The sequence below is a fragment of the Corticibacter populi genome, from assembly GCF_004217315.1.
GTDB lineage: Bacteria > Pseudomonadota > Gammaproteobacteria > Burkholderiales > Burkholderiaceae_C > Lampropedia > Lampropedia populi.
Window position 1 is genome coordinate 1 of record NZ_SGWR01000006.1, and the last position, 19,705, is coordinate 19,705.

General features: G+C 66.5%; 19 protein-coding genes and 1 pseudogene. 9 read left to right on the forward strand and 11 right to left on the reverse strand.

Features of this window, described 5'->3' with window-relative positions; all coding sequences use genetic code 11:
* Window positions 1-336 precede the first annotated feature (336 nt).
* The gene (locus EV687_RS19005; protein ID WP_162846690.1) at window positions 337-495 is read left to right on the forward strand and encodes a hypothetical protein; all 159 of its coding nucleotides are present in this window, start codon (window positions 337-339) and stop codon (window positions 493-495) included.
* Window positions 496-590: 95 nt separating this feature from the next.
* Window positions 591-1,718 (forward strand): aspartate-semialdehyde dehydrogenase, encoded by a 1,128-nt coding sequence (gene asd / locus EV687_RS18630; protein ID WP_122231994.1) that lies wholly within the window; start codon window positions 591-593, stop codon window positions 1,716-1,718.
* Window positions 1,719-1,857: 139 nt separating this feature from the next.
* Here the strand turns inward: asd and EV687_RS18635 are convergent, their stop codons facing one another.
* The 8 genes from EV687_RS18635 to EV687_RS18670 form a co-directional block, all read right to left on the reverse strand.
* Window positions 1,858-2,073, reverse strand: coding sequence for a TOBE domain-containing protein (locus EV687_RS18635; protein ID WP_122231993.1), 216 nt, complete (start codon window positions 2,071-2,073; stop codon window positions 1,858-1,860).
* A 47-nt stretch (window positions 2,074-2,120) separates the two neighbouring features.
* A complete protein-coding gene (locus EV687_RS18640; protein ID WP_423201110.1) occupies window positions 2,121-3,143 on the reverse strand; it encodes an ATP-binding cassette domain-containing protein in 1,023 nt (340 codons plus the stop codon).
* A 36-nt stretch (window positions 3,144-3,179) separates the two neighbouring features.
* Entirely contained in the window at window positions 3,180-4,112 is a 933-nt protein-coding gene (gene ssuC / locus EV687_RS18645; protein ID WP_122231991.1) for an aliphatic sulfonate ABC transporter permease SsuC, read from the reverse strand.
* A gap of 15 nt (window positions 4,113-4,127) precedes the next feature.
* Window positions 4,128-5,288 carry an FMNH2-dependent alkanesulfonate monooxygenase gene (gene ssuD / locus EV687_RS18650; protein ID WP_122231990.1) on the reverse strand — a complete coding sequence of 387 codons (1,161 nt, stop codon included), beginning with the start codon at window positions 5,286-5,288 and terminating at the stop codon, window positions 4,128-4,130.
* A gap of 65 nt (window positions 5,289-5,353) precedes the next feature.
* Window positions 5,354-6,367 (reverse strand): sulfonate ABC transporter substrate-binding protein, encoded by a 1,014-nt coding sequence (locus EV687_RS18655; protein ID WP_122231989.1) that lies wholly within the window; start codon window positions 6,365-6,367, stop codon window positions 5,354-5,356.
* Window positions 6,368-6,440: 73 nt separating this feature from the next.
* Window positions 6,441-6,719: a hypothetical protein gene (locus EV687_RS18660; protein WP_122231988.1), complete on the reverse strand. Its 279-nt coding sequence runs from the start codon at window positions 6,717-6,719 to the stop codon at window positions 6,441-6,443.
* A 62-nt stretch (window positions 6,720-6,781) separates the two neighbouring features.
* Window positions 6,782-7,372, reverse strand: coding sequence for an NADPH-dependent FMN reductase (gene ssuE, locus EV687_RS18665; protein WP_122231987.1), 591 nt, complete (start codon window positions 7,370-7,372; stop codon window positions 6,782-6,784).
* 74 nt (window positions 7,373-7,446) lie between these two features.
* Window positions 7,447-8,484, reverse strand: a complete 1,038-nt coding sequence (locus EV687_RS18670) for a sulfate ABC transporter substrate-binding protein (RefSeq protein ID WP_122231986.1) — start codon at window positions 8,482-8,484, stop codon at window positions 7,447-7,449.
* 139 nt (window positions 8,485-8,623) lie between these two features.
* Here EV687_RS18670 and EV687_RS18675 point away from each other — a divergent pair, with 139 nt between their 5' ends.
* The 4 genes from EV687_RS18675 to EV687_RS18690 are packed head-to-tail and all read left to right on the forward strand — an operon-like array spanning window position 8,624 to window position 12,031.
* Entirely contained in the window at window positions 8,624-8,899 is a 276-nt protein-coding gene (locus EV687_RS18675; protein ID WP_122231985.1) for an oxidative damage protection protein, read from the forward strand.
* 18 nt (window positions 8,900-8,917) lie between these two features.
* The gene (locus EV687_RS18680) at window positions 8,918-9,307 is read left to right on the forward strand and encodes a gamma-glutamylcyclotransferase family protein (protein ID WP_130466556.1); all 390 of its coding nucleotides are present in this window, start codon (window positions 8,918-8,920) and stop codon (window positions 9,305-9,307) included.
* Window positions 9,304-11,391 carry an FAD-dependent 5-carboxymethylaminomethyl-2-thiouridine(34) oxidoreductase MnmC1 gene (gene mnmC1, locus EV687_RS18685; RefSeq protein ID WP_122231983.1) on the forward strand — a complete coding sequence of 696 codons (2,088 nt, stop codon included), beginning with the start codon at window positions 9,304-9,306 and terminating at the stop codon, window positions 11,389-11,391. Before EV687_RS18680 ends, mnmC1 begins: the two co-directional genes overlap by 4 nt.
* 10 nt (window positions 11,392-11,401) lie before the next feature.
* Window positions 11,402-12,031 carry a transglycosylase SLT domain-containing protein gene (locus EV687_RS18690; protein ID WP_242612725.1) on the forward strand — a complete coding sequence of 210 codons (630 nt, stop codon included), beginning with the start codon at window positions 11,402-11,404 and terminating at the stop codon, window positions 12,029-12,031.
* Window positions 12,032-12,078: 47 nt separating this feature from the next.
* Here EV687_RS18690 and xseA read toward each other — a convergent pair whose 3' ends face one another.
* Window positions 12,079-13,455 carry an exodeoxyribonuclease VII large subunit gene (gene xseA / locus EV687_RS18695; protein ID WP_122231982.1) on the reverse strand — a complete coding sequence of 459 codons (1,377 nt, stop codon included), beginning with the start codon at window positions 13,453-13,455 and terminating at the stop codon, window positions 12,079-12,081.
* Between the two features lie 141 nt (window positions 13,456-13,596).
* On the opposite strand from xseA, the gene EV687_RS18700 reads away from it, so the two are divergent.
* Together EV687_RS18700 and EV687_RS18705 are read left to right on the forward strand one after the other, a co-directional pair.
* Window positions 13,597-14,388 carry a helix-turn-helix domain-containing protein gene (locus EV687_RS18700; protein ID WP_122231981.1) on the forward strand — a complete coding sequence of 264 codons (792 nt, stop codon included), beginning with the start codon at window positions 13,597-13,599 and terminating at the stop codon, window positions 14,386-14,388.
* 224 nt (window positions 14,389-14,612) lie between these two features.
* Complete coding sequence (locus tag EV687_RS18705) at window positions 14,613-15,656, forward strand: DMT family transporter (protein ID WP_242612727.1); 1,044 nt, start codon at window positions 14,613-14,615, stop codon at window positions 15,654-15,656.
* A 258-nt stretch (window positions 15,657-15,914) separates the two neighbouring features.
* Here EV687_RS18705 and EV687_RS18710 read toward each other — a convergent pair whose 3' ends face one another.
* Complete coding sequence (locus tag EV687_RS18710) at window positions 15,915-17,162, reverse strand: L,D-transpeptidase family protein (RefSeq protein WP_122231979.1); 1,248 nt, start codon at window positions 17,160-17,162, stop codon at window positions 15,915-15,917.
* A complete protein-coding gene (locus EV687_RS18715; RefSeq protein WP_122231978.1) occupies window positions 17,162-18,424 on the reverse strand; it encodes a L,D-transpeptidase Cds6 family protein in 1,263 nt (420 codons plus the stop codon). The genes EV687_RS18710 and EV687_RS18715 overlap by 1 nt, the downstream gene beginning before the upstream one ends.
* Window positions 18,425-18,809: 385 nt before the next feature.
* On the opposite strand from EV687_RS18715, the pseudogene EV687_RS19245 reads away from it, so the two are divergent.
* Window positions 18,810-19,705 (forward strand): annotated as a pseudogene (locus EV687_RS19245) (hypothetical protein); the annotation flags it as partial.

Consider the following 19,705-nt stretch of genomic DNA (forward strand, 5'->3'; position numbering starts at 1 on the left):
AATTTCAAACTCTTTCCCCCTGCCATCTGCCCGCATCACCCAGACAAGTTGCCCTGCCAAGCGAAGAGGCAGAACTATAGCATAGTTCGGTTTGCGCTCCAGAAACGGAGCCAAGAATTTTTCAACCGCCAAGCCCATCCCTGATTGATCCCTGTCAGCGCAATCGCAGCACTCCCTGGCCCTTGCCTCCGAGCATCTGCGACAGCGCAATGACATCGCTTGGAACCAACGCAACACAGCTTGCTCTGGCGGGGCCATTAACTGATAGCGCCAACCTTTTCCCCATAGACAGTGCTGGTGCCTCAGGCACGTGCTGCGCTATACTTTGCGCCCATCATGCCGATCTACCGCATTTCCAGTATCGACTGCCGCGCCGCCCATGCTGCGTGGCGTGGACTGGCGGTCCATTGCGGCATCGGCTTGGCGCCCGGCATCCGCATGATGGATGCGCATGCGCACAGTGCCGCCATCACCACCAAGACGATTAAGGGCTGAACAAGCTCCGGATCGTCCTGCCCGCAAAACCGGCCAGACGAGCCGGAGCAGAAAAGGTTTTCACTTCTCTGCAACTTTGTAAAGGGCATCTCATCATGGCAAAACTCACAGGACTCGTCGGCTGGCGCGGAATGGTCGGCTCGGTGCTGATCGACCGCATGCAGGCCGAGGGCGATTTCGACGCGATCGAACCGCTGTTCTTCTCCACCTCCAACGCGGGCGGCCAGGCCCCGGCACAGGCCAGGAATGAAACCCGGCTGCAGGACGCCTACGACATCGAGGCGCTCAAGCGCTGCGAGATCATCATCACCTGCCAGGGCGGCGATTACACCAAGCAGGTCTATCCCCAGCTGCGTGCGGCCGGCTGGACGGGCCACTGGATCGATGCGGCTTCTTCGCTGCGCATGGAAAAGGATGCCGTGATCGTGCTCGATCCGGTGAACCTGCCGGCCATCAAGAATGCGCTGGCCCAGGGCGGCAATACCTGGATCGGCGGCAACTGCACCGTCAGCTGCATGCTGATGGGTGTGGGCGCCCTATACAAGGCCGGGCTGGTCGAATGGATGAGCACCCAGACGTACCAGGCTGCCTCGGGCGGTGGCGCGCAGCACATGCGCGAGTTGCTGACGCAGTTCGGCACGCTCAATGCCGAGGTGGCAGCGCAGTTGCAGGACCCCAAGAGTGCCATTCTGGAGATCGACCGCCTGATCATCGCCAAGCAGCGCGCGCTGACTGCCGAGGAGACGGCCAATTTCCTGGTGCCTCTGGGCGGCTCGCTGATTCCGTGGATCGACTCCGACTTGGGCAATGGCGTCAGCCGTGAGGAATGGAAGGGCATGGCCGAGACCAACAAGATCCTGGGTCTGGGCGAGGGCTTTGAGTCGCCGGCCATTCCCGTCGATGGTTATTGCGTGCGCATTGGCGCAATGCGCTGCCACAGCCAGGCACTGACCTTCAAGCTGAAGAAGAACGTGCCGGTCGATGAGATCGAGGGCATGATCGCGGCCGACAACCCATGGGCCAAGGTGGTGCCCAACACCAAGGAGGCCACCATCCGGGACCTGACGCCAGTGGCGGTGACCGGCACACTCACCATCCCCGTCGGCCGCATCCGCAAGCTGGCCATGGGCGATGATTACCTGGGCGCCTTCACCATTGGCGACCAACTACTGTGGGGCGCCGCGGAGCCGCTGCGCCGCATGCTGCGCATTCTGGTGGACTAACACACTCCTGCGCCTGCGGGCAGGCATCGAAGACACGGGCGTGTCGCTGGCCGGACTATCCGGCGGGCGACACGCCCGTTTGCCGCTTTGCTGATCGCCGGCAGCGTCTACTGATCACTGATCTGCAGCGCGGGGCACTTCAGAGCTTGGCGATCGACACTTCCGTCGACTTGACCAGTGCCACGACTTCGGAGCCGACTTGCAGGTTCAGTTCGTCCACCGAGCGGGTAGTGATGACAGAGGTGACGATCCCCCAAGGCGTTTGCACATCGATTTCGGAGAGCACGTCGCCACGGATGATTTCCTTGATGTTGCCCTTGAACTGGTTGCGGACATTGATGGCCTGAATCGACATGGAAGAGTTCCTTTGATGGTGATGAAACGGTAAAAATATGTCCGGCCTCAGATGGCCCATTGCCAGCGTGGCGCCGGGTGGTAGGGAGGCTCGGCCGGCTCCAGTGGTGGCCGGGGTGGCAGGCGGCCGGCTGGGAACTCACCCGCCTGGATGGTGGATGGAGTGGCCAGCACCCGATCGAGAATGCGTTTTTCCAGTTCGGCAAACGCAGCACTGCCCCGCTCGCGTGGGTGCGGCAGTTCGATGGGCAGATCCAGGGCGATGGCACCATCTTCGATCAGCAGCACACGGTCGGCCAGCGCCACCGCCTCCTGCACATCGTGTGTGACCAGCAGCGCGGTGAAGCCGAGTTGCTGCCACAGGCCTTCGATCAGCGCGTGCATTTCGATGCGGGTGAGCGCATCGAGCGCGCCCAGCGGCTCGTCGAGCAGCAACAGCCGCGGCTGGTGCACCAGCGCCCGCGCCAATGCCACGCGCTGGCGCTGACCGCCCGACAGATTGGCGGGCCATTCGTGGCCACGGTCGCCCAGGCCCACTTCGGCGAGCACCTCCAGCGCCCGCGCCCGCTGTTGTCTGGGCAGGCCGAGGGCCACGTTCTGCTCCACCGACTTCCATGGCAGCAGCCGTGCGTCCTGGAACATGATGCGGGTCTGCGGATTCAGGCCATGTACCTCGGCGCCATCGAGTTCGAGCGTGCCGGCGCTCGGCGACTCCAGGCCGGCCACCAGCCGCAGCAGCGTGCTCTTGCCGCAGCCGCTGCGACCGACGATGGCCACGAACTCGCCCGGCGCGACATGGAGATCCAGCGGATGCAATACCTCGCGTTCACCGAAACGCTTGCTGGCTCCCGTCAATTGCAGGCGCACACCGGTCTGTGCAGAGGTTTGATCAGCGTCCTGGTCGCCCGCCACATCCTGCGCGCGGCGCGTCCGAGCGTCCTCGTCCTGCTGCGCAGCATGACTGGCATAGAGACCGAGGGCATCCAGCGCCTCGCCACCCCAGGCCCCCAGGCCGGCCGCCAGGTGGAAGGAAAATTTCGGTGCAAAACTCATGCGTTTCTCCGGTGCCATGCATGCCAGGACGCGCACAGCCTCTGGTGAGGGGCTTCAGCGGTAATTGGGGTTCCAGCGCAGCAGGCGCTTTTCAAGCAGACGCGCCAGCCAGTCGGCCAGTTTGCCCAGGATGGCATAGAGCAGAATGCCCACCAGCACCACGTCGGTCTGCAGGAACTCCCGCGCATTCATGGTGAGGTACCCGATGCCCGATTGCGAGGAGATGGTCTCTGCCACGATCAGGATGACCCACATCAGGCCCAGCGAAAAGCGCAGCCCGACCAGAATGGATGACAGGGCTCCGGGCAGCACGATCTGCCAGTACAGCTGCCAGCGTGAGAGGCCGTAGGCGCGCCCCATCTCGACCAGCGCCGGATCGACGCTCTTGATGCCATGGTAGGTGTTGATGTAGATCGGAAAGAACACCGCCAGCCCGATCAGGAAAAGCTTGGCCGCCTCGTCGATGCCGAACCAGAGGATGACCAGCGGAATCATCGCCAGCGCGGGGATGTTGCGCACCATCTGGATGGTCGAGTCGAGCAACTGGTCGAAGAGCTTGACGGAGCCCGTCAGCAGCCCCAGCACCAGCCCGAGACCTCCGCCGATGGCCAGGCCCAAAAAGGCGCGGCCGGTGCTGATCTTGACGTGCGTCCAAAGCTCACCCGAGATGGACAAGCTCCAGAACGACTTGAAGACGTCAATGGGTGACGGCAGCACGCGTGAGGACAGCCAGCCCAGCGATGCAGAAACCTGCCAGACCACCACCAGCAGCACCGGCACCAGCCATGGCAAGGCGTGTTGAACCAGACCGTGCCAGCGGGTCGGCCCGAGGTTCAGGTCTCTTGCGTCCAGCGTCGGCCTCTTGATGCTTGGGAGGATCTTGACGACATTGCCGCGCCCGGCACCGGTCTTCCCGCCATCACCCGTGGCGCCGCTGGGCTCGCTCGGCAGTGCCGAGGTCGAGAGTTCCTGCACGCTTGCACTCATGGCGGTGGCCCTTTCTCAGCTCTGCGCAGCCTTGGGCAAGTAGACGTTGGCGACAATTTCACCCACGCGGTAGTCGCCCGGTGCCTGCAGACGCGCATGCAGCGATTCCGGCAGCAGCGGGAACACCAGCTCGGCAAAGCGGTAGGCCTCTTCCAGGTGCGGGTAGCCCGAGAGCACGAACGTGTCCAGTCCCAGCCCGGCATACTCGAGAATGCGGGCGGCCACCTGCTCAGGATTGCCCACCAGTGCCGTGCCGGCACCACCGCGCACCAAACCGACGCCGGCCCAGAGGTTGGGACTGATCTCCAGATCCTCGCGGCGGCGGCCGGTACGCCCCTTGTGCAGTTGGGCCATGCGGCGCTGCCCGACCGAATCCATCCGGGCGAAGGCGTTCTGCGCCACCGCAATGGTGTCATCGTCCAGATGGCTGATCAGTTCATCGGCAGCCTGCCACGCGGCCTCCTCGGTCTCGCGCACGATCACATGCAGGCGGATGCCGAAGCGCACGCTGCGGCCATGCCGGGCGGCGCGGGCGCGCACATCCGCGACTTTCTCGGCCACCGCGGCGGGCGGTTCGCCCCAGGTCAGATAGGTGTCGACCTGCTCGGCCGCCAGTTCGTGGCCGGCCTCCGAGGAGCCGCCGAAGTACACCGGCGGGTAAGGCTTTTGCACCGGAGGATACAGCAGCCGGGCACCCTGGACCTGGAGGTAGTCCCCATCGAAGTCGAAGGATTCGCCGCTGTGGCTGCGCGTCAGGATCTCGCGCCAGATGCGGATGAACTCGGCCGATTCGGCATAGCGCTGGGCGTGATCCAGGAACAGGCCATCGCCAGCCAGTTCCTCCTCGCTGCCGCCGGTCACCAGATTGATGAGCAGGCGCCCGCCCGAGAGGCGGTCGAAAGTGGCCGCCATGCGCGCAGCCAGGGCCGGCTGATGCAGGCCCGGGCGCACCGCCACCAGAAACTTGAGCCGCTGCGTCAACGGCAGCAGCGCGGAGGCCACCACCCAGGGATCCTCGCAGGAGCGGCCGGTGGGAATCAGCACGCCCTCGTAGCCCAGGCTGTCGGCCGCGGTAGCCACCTGCTTGAGATAGTTGAGATCGAGCGCGCGTGCACTCCTGGAAGTGCCCAGATAGCGGCTGTCGCCATGGGTCGGGATGAACCAGAAGATCGACATGGAAATATGTTTGGCGTATGAGTGGTTGGAACCTGGAACCGCGATGGCTAATTCAGAGAGCCGATTCACACGGCTGCTTCACGCAGATCGAGCGGCTTCGGAATCAGCTTGAGGGCCAGAAAGGTGTCGGCGATCTGCTGCTGCTCCTGCAACACCTCGGGGGTGATGGGCAGCACGCCGAATTCACCCCGGTTGAGGTAGTGCTGCACCACCTCCAGCGGAATGCCGAAGATGCCGGCCAGTTCCTCCGCGGCGGCTGTGCGGTTGTCGCGCGCCCAGAGATCGACCGTGTTGAGCTCCTCGATGACGACCTTGATGATGTCCGCGTTGTCCTTGGCGAACTGCAGTGTCGAGAAGTAGTAGTTGCGATTGTTGACGACACCCGTGGCGTCCGCGACCTGGCGCGCGCCCAGCGTCACCTCGGCGGCCGCCAGGAACGGATCCCAGATCAGCCAGCCATCAACGGCACCGCGCTCGAAGGCGGCACGGGCATCGGCCGGCGGCAGGAACACCGACTGCACATCCGAATACTGCAGGCCGTGCTTCTCCAACAGCTTGACCAGAAAGTACTGCACGTTGCTGCCCTTGTTGTAGGCCAGCCGCTTGCCCTTGAGATCGGCCACCGAGCGGATCGGCGAGTCCTTGGGCACGATCAACGCCTCGAGGCGGGGCCGCGGCGGGCTGGACGCCACATAGGCCAGTGGTGCACCCGCTGCCTGTGCAAAGATCGGCGGCGCCTCCCCCACGTCGCCAAAGTCGATCGAGCCGACGTTGAGCGCCTCAAGCTGCACCGGCCCGGCATTGAATTCGGTCCAGGTCACCCGCGCATTCAAAGATGCGAGCTTGTCCTCCAGCGTGCCGCGTGCCTTGAGGATGTTGAGCAACCCTTTCTGGTTGCCGATGCGCAGCACGCGCACGCCATTGCCGCGCGCTGTCGGGGTTTGCGCCCAAGCTGCCGGCCCCGCCACGACACCCGCGGCCGCGGCCGAGAAAACGCTTCGCAGCCAATGCCGCCGCCCCAGGCCCAGTGGCCCTTCCTCACCAACACTTTTCGCGATTGCTTGCTTGTCTTGCGTCATGGATGTTCCCTTGAATTGCCCAACACCATCTGCTCGGCTCCGATACCACCTGCCTCTGGCTCCAATGCCGACGTCAATAGGCAAAGCGAACCAAATCCAGGCGTAGCGCCGGCTGAGTCAATACCACCCCCACCTGGGTCACCAGCGGCGTCACGCGCCGTGACGCGGCGGGCGGCAACTGCCAGTGGCGGGCCGTCACCTGCAGCACCCGCTGGGCCTGCTCCCGCACCTGGGCCGCCTGACGATCGGTCTTTCGATCCGCCGCCGCGCCCCAGAGCCGCAGCCCCCTGGCACGGGCAGGGTGCCGGCTGGCATCGGCCAGCCGGACTGTCTGTTGTGTTGCGTTCGTCATCTCTCGATCTCCTGCGCCGCCTGGGCGACTCGGTTGTCCTGCGTCATTCAGCCTGCCGTCGATCAGACGCAACACCGCACCTGCGAGAACGGCACCTGCTCGCGCCGCTCGTTGCGGGCCGCTGCAGCCAGGCGCTGTTCAGCCAGCAGGTTGGTCACCGCCTCGGCCAGGCGCCGGTCCAGATCCTGCGCCAGGGCGTAGGCGCCTTCCGGGGTCAACGCGATCTGCGCCTCGACGGCATAGACGCCCGGCAGGATGTTGCGCGCGACCAGCGACTGCAGCACCGGCCGCAGGGCATAGTCGAGCGCGAGCATGTGGTGGGAGCTGCCTCCGGTGGCCAGCGGCAGCACCGTCCGGTCCTTGAGCGCGGCCTGCGGCAGCAGATCGAGAAAGACCTTGAGCAGCCCGCTGTAGGCAGCCTTGTAGACCGGCGTGGCGATGACGATCGCATCGGCCGCTTCGACCTGGGCCACGGCATGGCGGATCGCCGCATCCTCATGCGCACCGGCGAGCAATGGCTGCGCCGGCAGATCGGCCAGCCGCAGGCTGCGGGTCGGCTCGCCCTGCTGCTGCAGCTTCAGGCGCGCCGCATCAAGCAGGGCCGCCGAGCGCGAGCGCCGCGCCGGACTGGCATTGATCAGCAAAGTGCTCATGGGAGGACTCCTCGGAAGAAAGCGCCGTCACCGGCCCGCCAGCGCCAAAACGGCACTGGCAGGACGTTTGACACTTACTGCTTGCTGTAGATCTGATCGAAGGAAGCGCCGTCGGCAAAATGGTCCTTGGCAACCTTGGTCCAGCCACCGAAGGCATCATCGATGGTGAACAACTCCAGTTTCGGGAACTGGCTGGCGTACTTCCCCTTGGCCTTTTCGCCGGTCGGGCGATAGAAGTTGCGGCCGGCGATGTCCTGGCCTTCTTCGCTGTAGAGGTATTCGAGGTAAGCCGTGGCGATTTCGCGGGTGCCCTTGCGATCGACCACCTTGTCGACCACGGTGACCGTCGGCTCGGCCAGAATGCTCAGCGAGGGCACGACGATGTCGAACTTGTCCTCACCCACTTCCTTGAGCGCCAGGAAAGCCTCGTTCTCCCAGGCCAGCAGCACGTCGCCAATGCCGCGCTGCGTGAAGGTGGCGGTGGAGCCGCGCGCGCCGGTATCGAGCACCGGCACGTTGGCGAACAGCTTCTTCACGAAATCCTTGGCCTGTTCGTCACCGCCGAACTTGCGCTTGCCGAACTCCCAGGCCGCCAGGTAGTTCCAGCGCGCGCCCCCGCTCGTCTTGGGGTTGGGCGTGATGACCTGCACGCCGGGCTTGATCAGGTCATCCCAGTCCTTGATGCCCTTGGGGTTGCCGTCGCGCACCAGGAACACGATGGTCGAGGTATAGGGTGCCGAATTGAGCGGCAGGCGCGTTTGCCAGTCGGCCGGAATGAAATTGCCATGCTCATGCAGCGCGTCCACGTCACCAGCCAGCGCCAGCGTCACCACGTCGGCCTGCAGGCCGTCGATCACCGACCGGGCCTGCTTGCCCGAGCCGCCATGCGACTGCTGGATCGTCACGTCCTGATTCTTCTCCTGCTTCCAGTGCTTGGCAAAGGCCTCGTTGAATTGCACGTAGAGTTCGCGGGTCGGGTCGTAGGAGACGTTCAGCAAGGTCACCGCCGCAGGTGCCTGGGCCTGCGCAGCCGGCAGACCCAGCAGCAGGGCCGACGCCCCCAGGGCGGCTGCGGACAAGGTTTTCTTGATAAAGTTGCGACGAATCGTCATTGCGATGTTCTCCAGAGGAATAAGTAGAGCGAAAAAACAGCCTGGCACGCATGCCTTCAAGCGTTGGACGCGATTGTGCGCACGCCATGAAAAAACCAGAACTACTTATTTTTCACTTCCAAATAACAAGGAGCTATATATGCCACGCATGGTCCATTGCATCAAACTCGGCACCGAGGCCGAGGGCCTCGACTTCCCTCCCTATCCTGGCGAGTTGGGCAAACGCATCTATGAGAATGTCAGCAAGGAAGCCTGGGCGGCCTGGCTGCGCCACCAGACCATGCTGGTCAACGAGAACCGCCTGAACCTGGCCGATGCCCGTGCGCGCCAGTACCTGGCGCGCCAAATGGAGCAGCACTTCTTCGGCGGCGGTGCCGATGCTGCCCAAGGCTACGTACCGCCCAGCCAGGCCTGAAAACCTGTTTGCAAACGTGTGAGCGACCCCGCCATGCCGCTGCTGTTCACCTACGGCACCTTGCAAAGGCTGGACATCCAGCGGCACGTGTTCGGCGGCCCGCTCGTCGGCACCCCTGACGAACTGCATGGCCACACGCGGCTGGAGGTCGAACTCATCGACGATGCCGCGGCGCTGGCCGGCCAGACGCGCTACCCCATGCTGCGTCCCGCCAATGCCAATGCCGCGCCCATCGCCGGCTTGGTCTACGAACTCTCCGAGATCCAGCTGCAGCGGGCCGACCATTACGAAGGTCCGGCCTATGCCCGGGTGCGCGTGGTATTGCGCTCCGGCCGCGAGGCCTGGGTCTATGTCGATGCCCAGGCAGTGGATGCCTGCCAGCGGCCGCGCAACGATCGACAGACATGAGCGACAACCCCGTCATTGCCTCTGCTCCATCCCCATCACTGGCGTGGCTGGACGACGGCACGCCTTACTCCCCCCGTTTCGGCGACCGCTACCACAGCCGCCAGGATGGCGGCGTCACGCAGTCGCGCAGCACTTTCTTGCAGGGCTGCGGTCTGCCAGCGGCCTGGCGTGGCCAGCCGCAATGGCGCATCCTGGAGACCGGCTTCGGGCTGGGGCTCAATTTCCTCGTCACATGGCAGGCCTGGCAGGATGATCCAGCCCGCCCCCGGCAGCTGCATTTCATTTCCACCGAAGCCTGGCCGGTCGACACGGCCGCGCTGCTGGCCGCTGCCCGCAGCGGCTACCCGGCGCTGCTGCCACTGGCCGAGCAACTCGCCGAGCAGTATCTGGACATGCACAGCGGCGTGCACCGGCTGGTGTTCGACGATGGCGGCGTGCAGCTCACGCTGGGCATCGGCGATGCGCGGCAATTGCTGCGCGAGCAGGGCTGGACGGCCGACAGTGTCTATCTCGACGGCTTCGACCCCGCGAAGAATCCGGGCATCTGGAGCGTGGAGACGCTCAAGGCCATCGCCCGTTGCAGCCTGCCAGGCCACACCCGGCTAGCCACCTGGTGCGTGGCCCGCTCGGTGCGCGAGGCGCTGGGCCAGTGCGGCTTTGCCGTCGAGCGCGTGGCCGGCACACCGCCCAAGAAGCACAACCTGCAGGCGCGCTTTGCACCGGCCTGGCAGCCCCGGCCTCGTAACCTGCCCTGGCCGCGCCTGCCCGAGGCCTTGCGCGAGCGCGCGCAGCGCCACTGCCTGGTGATTGGCGCCGGCATCGCCGGTGCCAGCCTGGCCCGCGCCATGGCCGAGCGCGGCTGGCGGGTCACGGTGCTGGAGCAGGCGGCCGATGTCGCCCAGGGCGCCTCGGCCCTGCCGACCGGGCTGTTCGCCCCGCACATCTCGCCCGACGATGCCCCTCTCTCGCGCCTGACGCGCGCCGGGGTGCGCAGCACCCGCCGCCACGCCGCCCGACTGCTGCGCGACGGACGGGACTGGCAGGCCAGCGGCGTGCTGGAACACCGCGTCGGCAAGAAGGCCGGCCTGCCGGCACCATCGCTGGCAACAGTTGCTGCTGCAGACAACGTCGCCGTACCCGACATCGCCAGCCACGCCTCCCGGCTCGCCAGCGCGGAGCAACGCCAGCAGGCAGGTCTCGGGACCGGACCGGTAGCGTCCGATGACGGCCAGCAGGGCCAAGGCCAGAAAGACCGCGGCGATCCCGCCGTCTGGCATGCGCTGGCCGGTTGGATCAAACCCGCCGCGCTGGTGCGCGCGCTGCTCGCCCACCCCGGCATCACGGTGCGCACGCACGCCGTGGTCGACCGTCTGACGCCAACGGCCGGCCCCACCGGCGCGGGCTGGCAAGCACTCGACGCCAGCGGCCAGGAACTGGCCCATGCCGATTGCGCCATCATCGCCGCCGCCTTTGGCAGCAAAAGCCTGGCCCAGACCTTTGCAGCAGGCGAACTGCCCCTCAATGCCGTGCGCGGCCAGGTCGCCTTTGGCGAGCTGCCAAAGGCGACCAACCCTTTGGACGCGCCAGACTCACCAGACGCCGCGCCGGCGTGGCCGCCCTTTCCCGTCAATGGCAAGGGCAGCTTCATCCACGTGCCAGTCGGCGACGACCCTGCCGGCTGGCTGTGGATCAGCGGCGGCACCTTCGAACGCAGCGATCCGCTCGCGCCGCCGGATGTCCAGGCCATCGAAGCCGCTCTGCAGGAAAACCGCCAGCGCCTGGCGCTGCTGATGCCGGCCAAGGCGGCAGCGCTCGATGCCGCGCTGTTCGACGCCCAGGCCCCGGCACCCCTCCACTGGTGGCAGGTACGCTGCACCGTCCCCGACCGCACCCCCATGTATGGCCCGGTGGACCCGGCTCGTCCCGACTTGCTGCTGGCCACCGGCCTGGGTTCGCGCGGACTCACGCTGGCGTGCCTGTGCGCCGAGATCCTCGCCGCCTGCCTGCATGACGAGCCGCTGCCCGTCGATGCCGCCTTGGCCAGACTGGTGCTGACCACACGCCTGCACGGCCTGCATCCATAGGAAGCCAACCATGCCGACCACAAGACCGCACGGAGTGAAATGGCTGACATGGCTGGGCCTGCTGCTGGCGGCCTGCTGGCTGGCCGGCTGCACCACCGCGCCGCCGCGCAACCCGGACGACCTCTGCAGCATCTTCGACGAGAAGCCCGCCTGGCACACTGCCGCGCTGAAGGTGCAGCGCGAATGGGGCGCGCCAGTGCATGTGCCGATGGCCATCATGTACCAGGAGTCGTCCTTCCGCGCCGATGCCAAGCCACCCAAGCGCTACATCCTCGGGCTGATTCCATGGGGCCGCGTCAGCAGTGCCTACGGCTACTCGCAGGCGCTGGACGAGACTTGGGCCCAGTACAAGCAAGAAACCGGCAAGAGCTTCGTGAGCCGCGACAGCTTTGCCGATTCGCTCGATTTCATTGGCTGGTACATGGCCAAGTCGCGCCAGATCAATGGCGTTTCACTGTGGGATGGCTATGGCCAGTACCTCAATTACCACGAAGGTTGGACTGGCTACCAGCGCCGCTCCTACACGGCCAAAAATTGGCTGCCACCCGTGGCGCAAAAGGTGCAGGCGCGCTCGCAGCGCTATGCCAGCCAGTACGAAGGCTGCAGCCAGCGCCTGACGCGACGGCGCTGGCTGTGGTGAGAAACCCGAGCGGCCAGACCTTGGCCTCTTGAACAGGCTCAGAAAGCTCAGAACAGCTCCGGCGGCAAGCCGTCGGTGTCCCTGACCTCGAGTTCGAGTTCACCCTTGGCGACGCGCGCCCGCAGGCGTTCGCCACGCGCGACGGTCGCGGCATCGCGCACCGCCTCGCCCTGCCCGGTACTCAGGATCGCGTAGCCACGCTCAAGCACTCGCTGAGGATCGAGCATCTCCATGCGCAGCGCCGCCCGCGCCAGGCGCTGCTGCAGCCGTTCCAGGGCCGTCCGGGTGCTGCGCGACCATTGCCGCTGGAGGTTGTCCTGCTGCTGGTCGTGGCGGCGCAGTTGCAGCCGGGTCTGCAGGCGCAGGCTTTGCGCCAGTCCCGCCAGCGCCGCCTCGTGGCGCGCCAGCAGAATGGAGGGCCGCGCCAGCGCCTGCGCGGCGCGGCGCAGGCGCTGCTGCTCGGCCTGCAAAAGGCGGTCGAAAACCTGCTCGAGCCGGTCCTGCCAATGCTGGCAGACCTGCAAGGCCTGCCGGCCATCCTGCGCAGCCAGCTCGGCCGCAGCCGTCGGCGTGGGCGCGCGCAGATCTGCGCAGAAGTCGGCCATGGTGAAATCGGTCTCATGGCCGATGCCGGCAATCAGCGGCACCGGGCTTTGCACGATCAGGCGTGCCAACGCCGCGTCGTTGAAGGCCCAGAGGTCCTCGATCGAGCCGCCGCCGCGCACCAGCAAAATGGTGTCCACCCGCAGGGCGCTGCCATCGGCGCGGCGCAAAGTCTCCGCGGCGATGCCGGCATACAGCCATTGCAGCGCCGCCCGCAGCGAGGCCGGTGCTTCGGCGCCCTGCACCAAGGCCGGCACCAGCAGCACCGGCACATGCGGGGCGCGGCGGCGCAGAGCGGTCAGCACATCATGCAGTGCGGCGGCATTGCGCGAGGTCACCAGCGCAATGCCGCGCGGCATGGCCACCGGCTGGCGCTTGCGTGCGGCATCGAATAGACCTTCCTGCTCCAGCACATTCTTCAGCCGCAGGAACTGCTCGTACAGGTTGCCCTGGCCGGCCTGGCGCAGGCTCTCGACCACCAACTGCAACTCGCCACGCGGCTCGTACACCGTCAGCCGGCCCCGCGCCACCACCTTGTCGCCTTCGCGCGGGGTGAAATCCAGCAGGCTGGCAGCACGACGGAACATGGCGCAGCGCAGTTGGCCGCGCTCGTCCTTGAGCGAGAAATACAGATGGCCGCTGCCGGCACGCGTGAGTCCGCTGATCTCGCCCTCGACCGCCACGGGGTTGAAGCGCGCCTGCAAGGCATCGGCAACAGCCAGGCACAGCGCACCGACCGGCCAGACGCTCGCCTGGCCGGCAGCGGGCGGGCGCGGCGGCTTCGGGGGCGGGGAGAACAAATCGAAATCCTGGGGGGGCATGGAGTGACTGGCCGGAGGGCCTTGGGGCATCGCGCCCGTCGGCATTCAGACAGGCGTGCGGTGTATTATGCCCGTGGCACCCGCCCGCCGCGCGGGCCCGGTCACCCGCTCCTCGACGGTCATCCTCCCTCCAATCACGCCATGCTCCCGCCCGACACCCGACTGCATCTGCGCAGCTATGGCCAGGACGGCCACGCGCACCAGCACGATCACCTGCAGATCGTGCTGCCGGTGCGCGGCGCCATGGAAATCGAGGTGGGCGGACGCGGCGCGAGGCTCGACCATCGCCAGGCCGCGCTGATCGTGCCGCAGGCCCGGCATGACCAGCACGCCCGGGCGCCCAACTGCTTTCTGGTGCTGGACTGCCCGACCGAGTCACTGCCTGCGCGGCAGCTCGATGCCTGGCAGCGGCAGCCTTTCATGCCGATGCCAGCGCACCTGCACTTGCTGGTCGAGTACCTGTCCCGGCAGGCTGCCGACGCCGCCGCGCCCGGCATGGTCGGGCCGCCAATCGCACCGCTGGGCGCAGCCCTGCTGCTGCAGGCCCTGCAGGCAGATCCAGCGCAGGGGTTCATGCCGGCATCCGCCAGCGCGCAGCGCATGCTGCGCGTCCAGCAGCAGGTACGCAGTCAATTGGACCATCCGTGGACGGTGGCGGAGATGGCCTGCATCGCGCACTGGAGCGCCAGCCGGCTGCAGGCGATCTTCCCGCAACACACCGGGCTCACCCCTCAGCAATGGCTGCAGCGCGAACGGCTGCAGCTGGCCTGCCGGCTGCTGGTGCACACGCCGCAGAGCATTGCGGCGATTGCCCAGCACTGCGGCTATGCCGGCCAGAGCGCGCTGACGCGCGCCATGCGCCGCAACGGCTACGCGACGCCGGCCCGCTACCGGCGCGAAGGCCAGGACAAGCAGGGCAGCAGCCTGCCATAGATGGACCGCGACCGGGCTGGCAACGGCAACGCAGTCCAAGACTGCGGCAATCGTCCCGGCACAAAACCCGGGGCCTGCGGTCAAGACGCGGGTAACGATGCGGCGGTAAGCTTCGTGGGCATTCGGCATTCACTCGGTGTTCAAACGCGAAGCACATGGACACTGCCTCGGAATGCCGATCTAGAATCCGCCTCCTTGTTGCCACCCCATTGCACCACCGCATCGTGACGTCATCCAGCACCGGCGAGCCGCTCCCGCCCATCGCGCCCCCCCTTGCCGACTCCGCCCACCAACAGGTGGCCAGGGGCGTGCTCAATGGCATGGCCGCCGGCGCGCTGTGGGGCCTGATCTTCCTCATCCCGCTGCTGCTGCAAGGCTTCAATGCCTGGCAGCTCTCGGCGGCACGCTACCTGGTCTATGGCGTCGTCGCGCTGGGCTTTCTGCTGCCGCGCCGCACCCATGTGCTGGCCCGTGTGGGCCGCGCCGAATGGCTGGCGCTGCTGGGCCTGAGCCTGCTGGGCAACATCGTCTACTACGTGTTTCTGGTGTTGGCAGTGCAATGGGCCGGCAGCGCGCCAAGTGCGCTCATCATCGGCCTGATTCCGGTGGTCGTCACGCTGGTGGGCAGCCGCCAACATGGCGCCATCGGCCTTTCCGCCCTGCTGGCGCCGCTGGCGCTGTGCATGACGGGCGTGGCGGCAGTGGCGCTGCACAGCCTGGGTGAGGCCGGCACCGCCAATGCCGACACCTCGCTGGCCGAACGCGCCGCCGGGCTGCTATGCGCTGCCGGTGCGCTGCTGTGCTGGTCGGCCTATTCGATCTGGAACCGTCGCTGGCTGACCCGCCGCCCTGACATCTCACCCTGGGACTGGTCGCTGCTGACCGGCGTTGCCACCGGTGCACTGGCGCTGCTGCTGGCCATTCCGGCCTTCGGAGGTGCATGGCTGGGCCTGGCCGACGATGCCGGGACCGCCCATTCCGCTGCGCACTCCAGCGCCGAATGGCTGCGCTTCTGGCTCATCACCGGCACGCTGGCCATACTCGCCTCGGTGGTGGGCAACAGCTTCTGGAACCGCGCCAGCCGCCAGCTGCCGCTGACCATGATCGGCCAGATGATCGTGTTCGAGACGGTGTTCGCGCTGATCTATGGTTTCATCTATGCCGGCCGTTGGCCGGATCTGCTCGAGTGGCTGGCCACCCTCAGCCTGGTTGGCGGGGTGCTGTGGTGCGCGCATGTGCACCAGCGTGCCGGCTCCCACGCCCACTGAGTCGGCGCCGGGGCCGGGGTCTCAGAGACTGTACTCAGAACCTGTTTACGATCTTTTCATGGGTCACGCTGGAGGTCAAAAATGCAGTGGGCAAGACGCCCGGTGCGTTTTTGACTTCCCACCCTTCGGGTTGTCCCGGCAGGCGCATGCTGCGGCGTGACAAATCCTCGCCGGGCCACCGGCCCGACTGCGGTTTGCGCCTTGCATCGCATCGCCTGTCGGGACAACGCGACCCATGAAAAGATCGCAAACAGGTTCTCAGCTCAACACGTCCTCGGAGAAGATCTTCCAGGCTCCGCCAACTTGGCGCCAGTACTGGCGCAACGCCAGCCCATTGGGAAACACCTGGCTGGTGGCGCGCAGGTTGACGACGCGAACCTCGCCCTGGGCATCGGACCAGCTGTATACGGACACATCCTGCAGGACGAAATCGGGCGCCGCCAGATGTTCTGCCTGCCGTTGCTGGCGCGCCTGCAAGGCCTGCGACTCCAGCAGCGGAGCCTCATACACGGTGTCCAGGCGCTGCAGTTGCGGGCTGCGCCAGGCCGCTTCCCAGGCATCGATGTGCCGCATGAACGCATCCGCCACGCGCAGGCGCTCCGGCGCCTGTGGGGCGATCCAGTCGAGCCGCTCACGAATCAGCACCGGGGTGCGGCGCGCCACGGTCTGCATCAGCACTTCCAGATCGGGATTGGCCAGCACCAGGCAGCCGTCGCTCGCCTGCGGCAGGCGTGCGAATTGGTCCGACGGCGAGCCATGCAGCCAGATACCGCTGCCCGAGCGGCCCGCCAGCCGATCCCAATCGTTGGGGTAATTGAGCGTCAATGCGCCCTTGCCATACAGGTCCGGCAGCTTCCCGCCCGGGATCTGGCGGGTGATGAAGTAAACCCCCAGCGGCGTGCGCTGGTCCCCTTCCTCGCGCTTGTCGGTGCCCAGACGGCCGACCGACACGTAGAAATCCGCAATCAGCCGCAGGCCCTGCTCCTCATTGGCGAACAGGTATAGGCGCGAGCGGCCGGCATCAACGGCAATGGCATGGCGCACCGAGGGGCCAAGGTGCAGAAAATCACGGGGAATGCTGCCTGGCGGGGGTGGCGCCGCACTGGCCTGGAGCCTGCGCCGAAGCTCCTCCTGCAGCGCACCAAGCCGGTCCTGCCCGCCCGGATCGGCGGCAGCAGCCGGCGCCACCAGCTTCTGTGCATCCAGCGCTGGCAGCCCCTGCCTGAAGCGCAGCAGATCCGCATAGACCAGTTGCGCGCCGCGAAAATGAGGCACGTCGGCGGTCAGTTGCGCAGCCGCCTGCAAGGCGCCATCGAGCTCGCGGCGCTCCACCTGGCGGATGATGTCCAGCAGTCTCGACTCGGCACGCAGCTGCGCCGACTCCGCGTTCCCCTGGTCAAGCGCCGGCATGGCCACCGGCGCAGCCTGGGCCTGCAAGGAGAGAAGCAGCAGCCAGGCCGCACACGCCGCGGGCCAGCTTGCCCGCACACTCGCCGCAGCAGGCATCAGGAGCCGGCTCTTTCTTCCACGATGCGCCACTGCGCCCCTTCGCGCTGCAGCCGCAGGGTCTTGCGGGTGGTGGCCCGGTAGGCGCCGGAGGCATAGGCCTGGCGGAACGCGGCCGTGGCCTGGTCACCATCGAGCGACACCTTCATCTCGCGCACCGTCACCGAAATGGGCGGGCGCCCGACGATGCGCTGGCGGCGCTGCGCCTGCCAGTTGGAGAGGCTGCTGCCATCGCCAGGGCGAAACTGTTCGCTGTAGGCGCCCAGATAGGCATCGATGTCCTGGCTGGCCCAGGCGGCGGCCCAGGCCTGCACGGCCGACTGCACTGCTTCGCGGTCCGCAGCGGCGTTCTTCGCATCGCCGGCGGAAGCGCTCGCGGCGCCAGTGCTCGCCTCACGCGGCGAACTGGCAACCGCATCCGCTGCAGCTATGCTGCTGGTCGGTGATGCGACAGGCGGCGGCGTCTCGCGGACCGGAGCCGCAGCAAGCGCCGCCGCGCTGGTGGCGGGCGGTGCCACTGGCCGCGCAGGTGCCTGTGGTGGCGCTGCCGGCGCAGCGGCCACGGCAGGCTTCGGTGCCGGTTCAGGCACGGTGGTCAACTGTGGCGACGCATCCGCCGGTTCCTGGGGCCGGGCCTGCGAGGCCGCAGCCACCCGGGCGGCAGCCGCGGCGGGCGGCGTTGCTGCGCCCGTCTCACGCAACGGGAAGATTTGCGTGATCAACGCCAGCTTGGGCTGCGCCGTCTTGCGCGAATCATCGAGCTGCAAGGCCTTGGCATAAGCCTCGCTGGCCATGCGTGCATACAAGTCCCCCAGATTCTCATGGGCCGTCGCATAGCTTGGATTGGTGCGGATCGCCTGCTCCAGAACCTCGGAAGCCTTGCGCTCCTGCCCTTCTGCGGCATAGAGCACGGCCAGATTGTTGTAGGGTTCGGGCAGATTCGGGTAGTCGCGCGTCAAGGCCGTGAAAACCTCGATGGCCTTGGCATTCTGTCCCTGCTCGGTGGCAATCACCCCTTGCAGGAAACGCATCTGCACATCCCCCGGGTTGCGCTGCAAATGGCTCTCGGCCAATCGTGCGGCCTGGGCTGCCCGGCCTTGCTCCAACAAGCGGGCGACCTCGTCCAGATCCTCCTGTGCCGTCCACCCCTGCGCGCCGGCAAGCAGCGCGGCCAGCCCCAGCATGCCGGCCGCCAACGGGCGCAGCCCCCAGCCCCGAGCCTGCGGCGGCTGAAAGCAAGAATCATCGGTCGAAATCCACATATCGGCACTTTCTACGCAGTCGAAATCGGCAGCATGGCGGCATGCAAACGCCAAAAGCAAACAATTGTATAGGCAGAAAACACGAGGTCGGCAGGCCGTGAATGGCGCCGCCCCATGTGCGCCGCGGCGACCGGAGCAACAAGTCTTCAGGTAACGGTACACCACCCGCACGTTACGTAACGCGGCGCGTAACACCGTCGACATGCGCGTGCCAGGTCAAAAACAAAAACAATTGCATATCAATGTGTTACCAGATGCACGGGAAGTAACGGACATGCCAAGTCCAATGGCATGCCTATTGCGCACCAGAGAGACAAGCAGGTTTCGCGCGGCCCCTCGCCACCCGCTTGACCTTTGTCTTCTCAGCCCTTTCTGGAGAGCAACAATGACCGTTCAATCGACGCCGCTCGCAGGCACCGCCACTGGCCAATTCGACTTCCTCGACCAGCCGCAAGGCATCACCGTTGCGCAAGCGGCCAACGCCCAGGCCGTGCCTGTGGTCGGGGGTGAAGCCTCAACCGCCATCTCCACCACAACGGCCCCGGCGACGCTCTCCCATGTGAGCGAAGGCGTGCAGATTGTCCGCAACGGCCAGCCCCTCCAGGCCCAGACGGGCAATACGCTGCTCATCGGCGACAAGCTCATCGTTCCCGCCGACGGTAGCGCACAGGCCGTCTTCCAGGGCGCCGGCGGGCAGACCCTGGTCGGCACCTTCGAAGGAGGAACCGAAGCCACGCTGGCCTATCGCAGCAGTGAAGAGGGCACGGGGGCGATCGTGCTGGACCTCGCATCGGGCAACGTGGACATCGCTCCCGCCAGCGGCGAAGAAGCAGTAGGCGTGATCGTGGCCAAGGAAGAAGCTGGCGGATCGGTACTCGGCGACTACCTGTTGGCCGGCCTCATTGGAGCCGGAGCGGGCGCGGCCATTGCCGCAGCCATTGATGACGATGATGACGACTCGCCAGCGCCGGTTCCGACTGAGCCCACTGAGCCCACTGAGCCCACTGAGCCAACCGAGCCTACCGAGCCCACCGAGCCCACCGAGCCAACCGAGCCAACCGAGCCAACCGAGCCAACCGAGCCAACCGAGCCAACCGAGCCGACTGAGACGACTGAGCCGACTGAGCCGACTGAGCCCACTGAGCCCACTGAGCCCACCGAGCCAACCGAGCCCACCGAGCCAACCGAGCCAACCGAGCCAACCGAGCCAACCGAGCCAACCGAGCCAACCGAGCCGACTGAGCCGACTGAGCCGACTGAGCCGACTGAGCCGACTGAGCC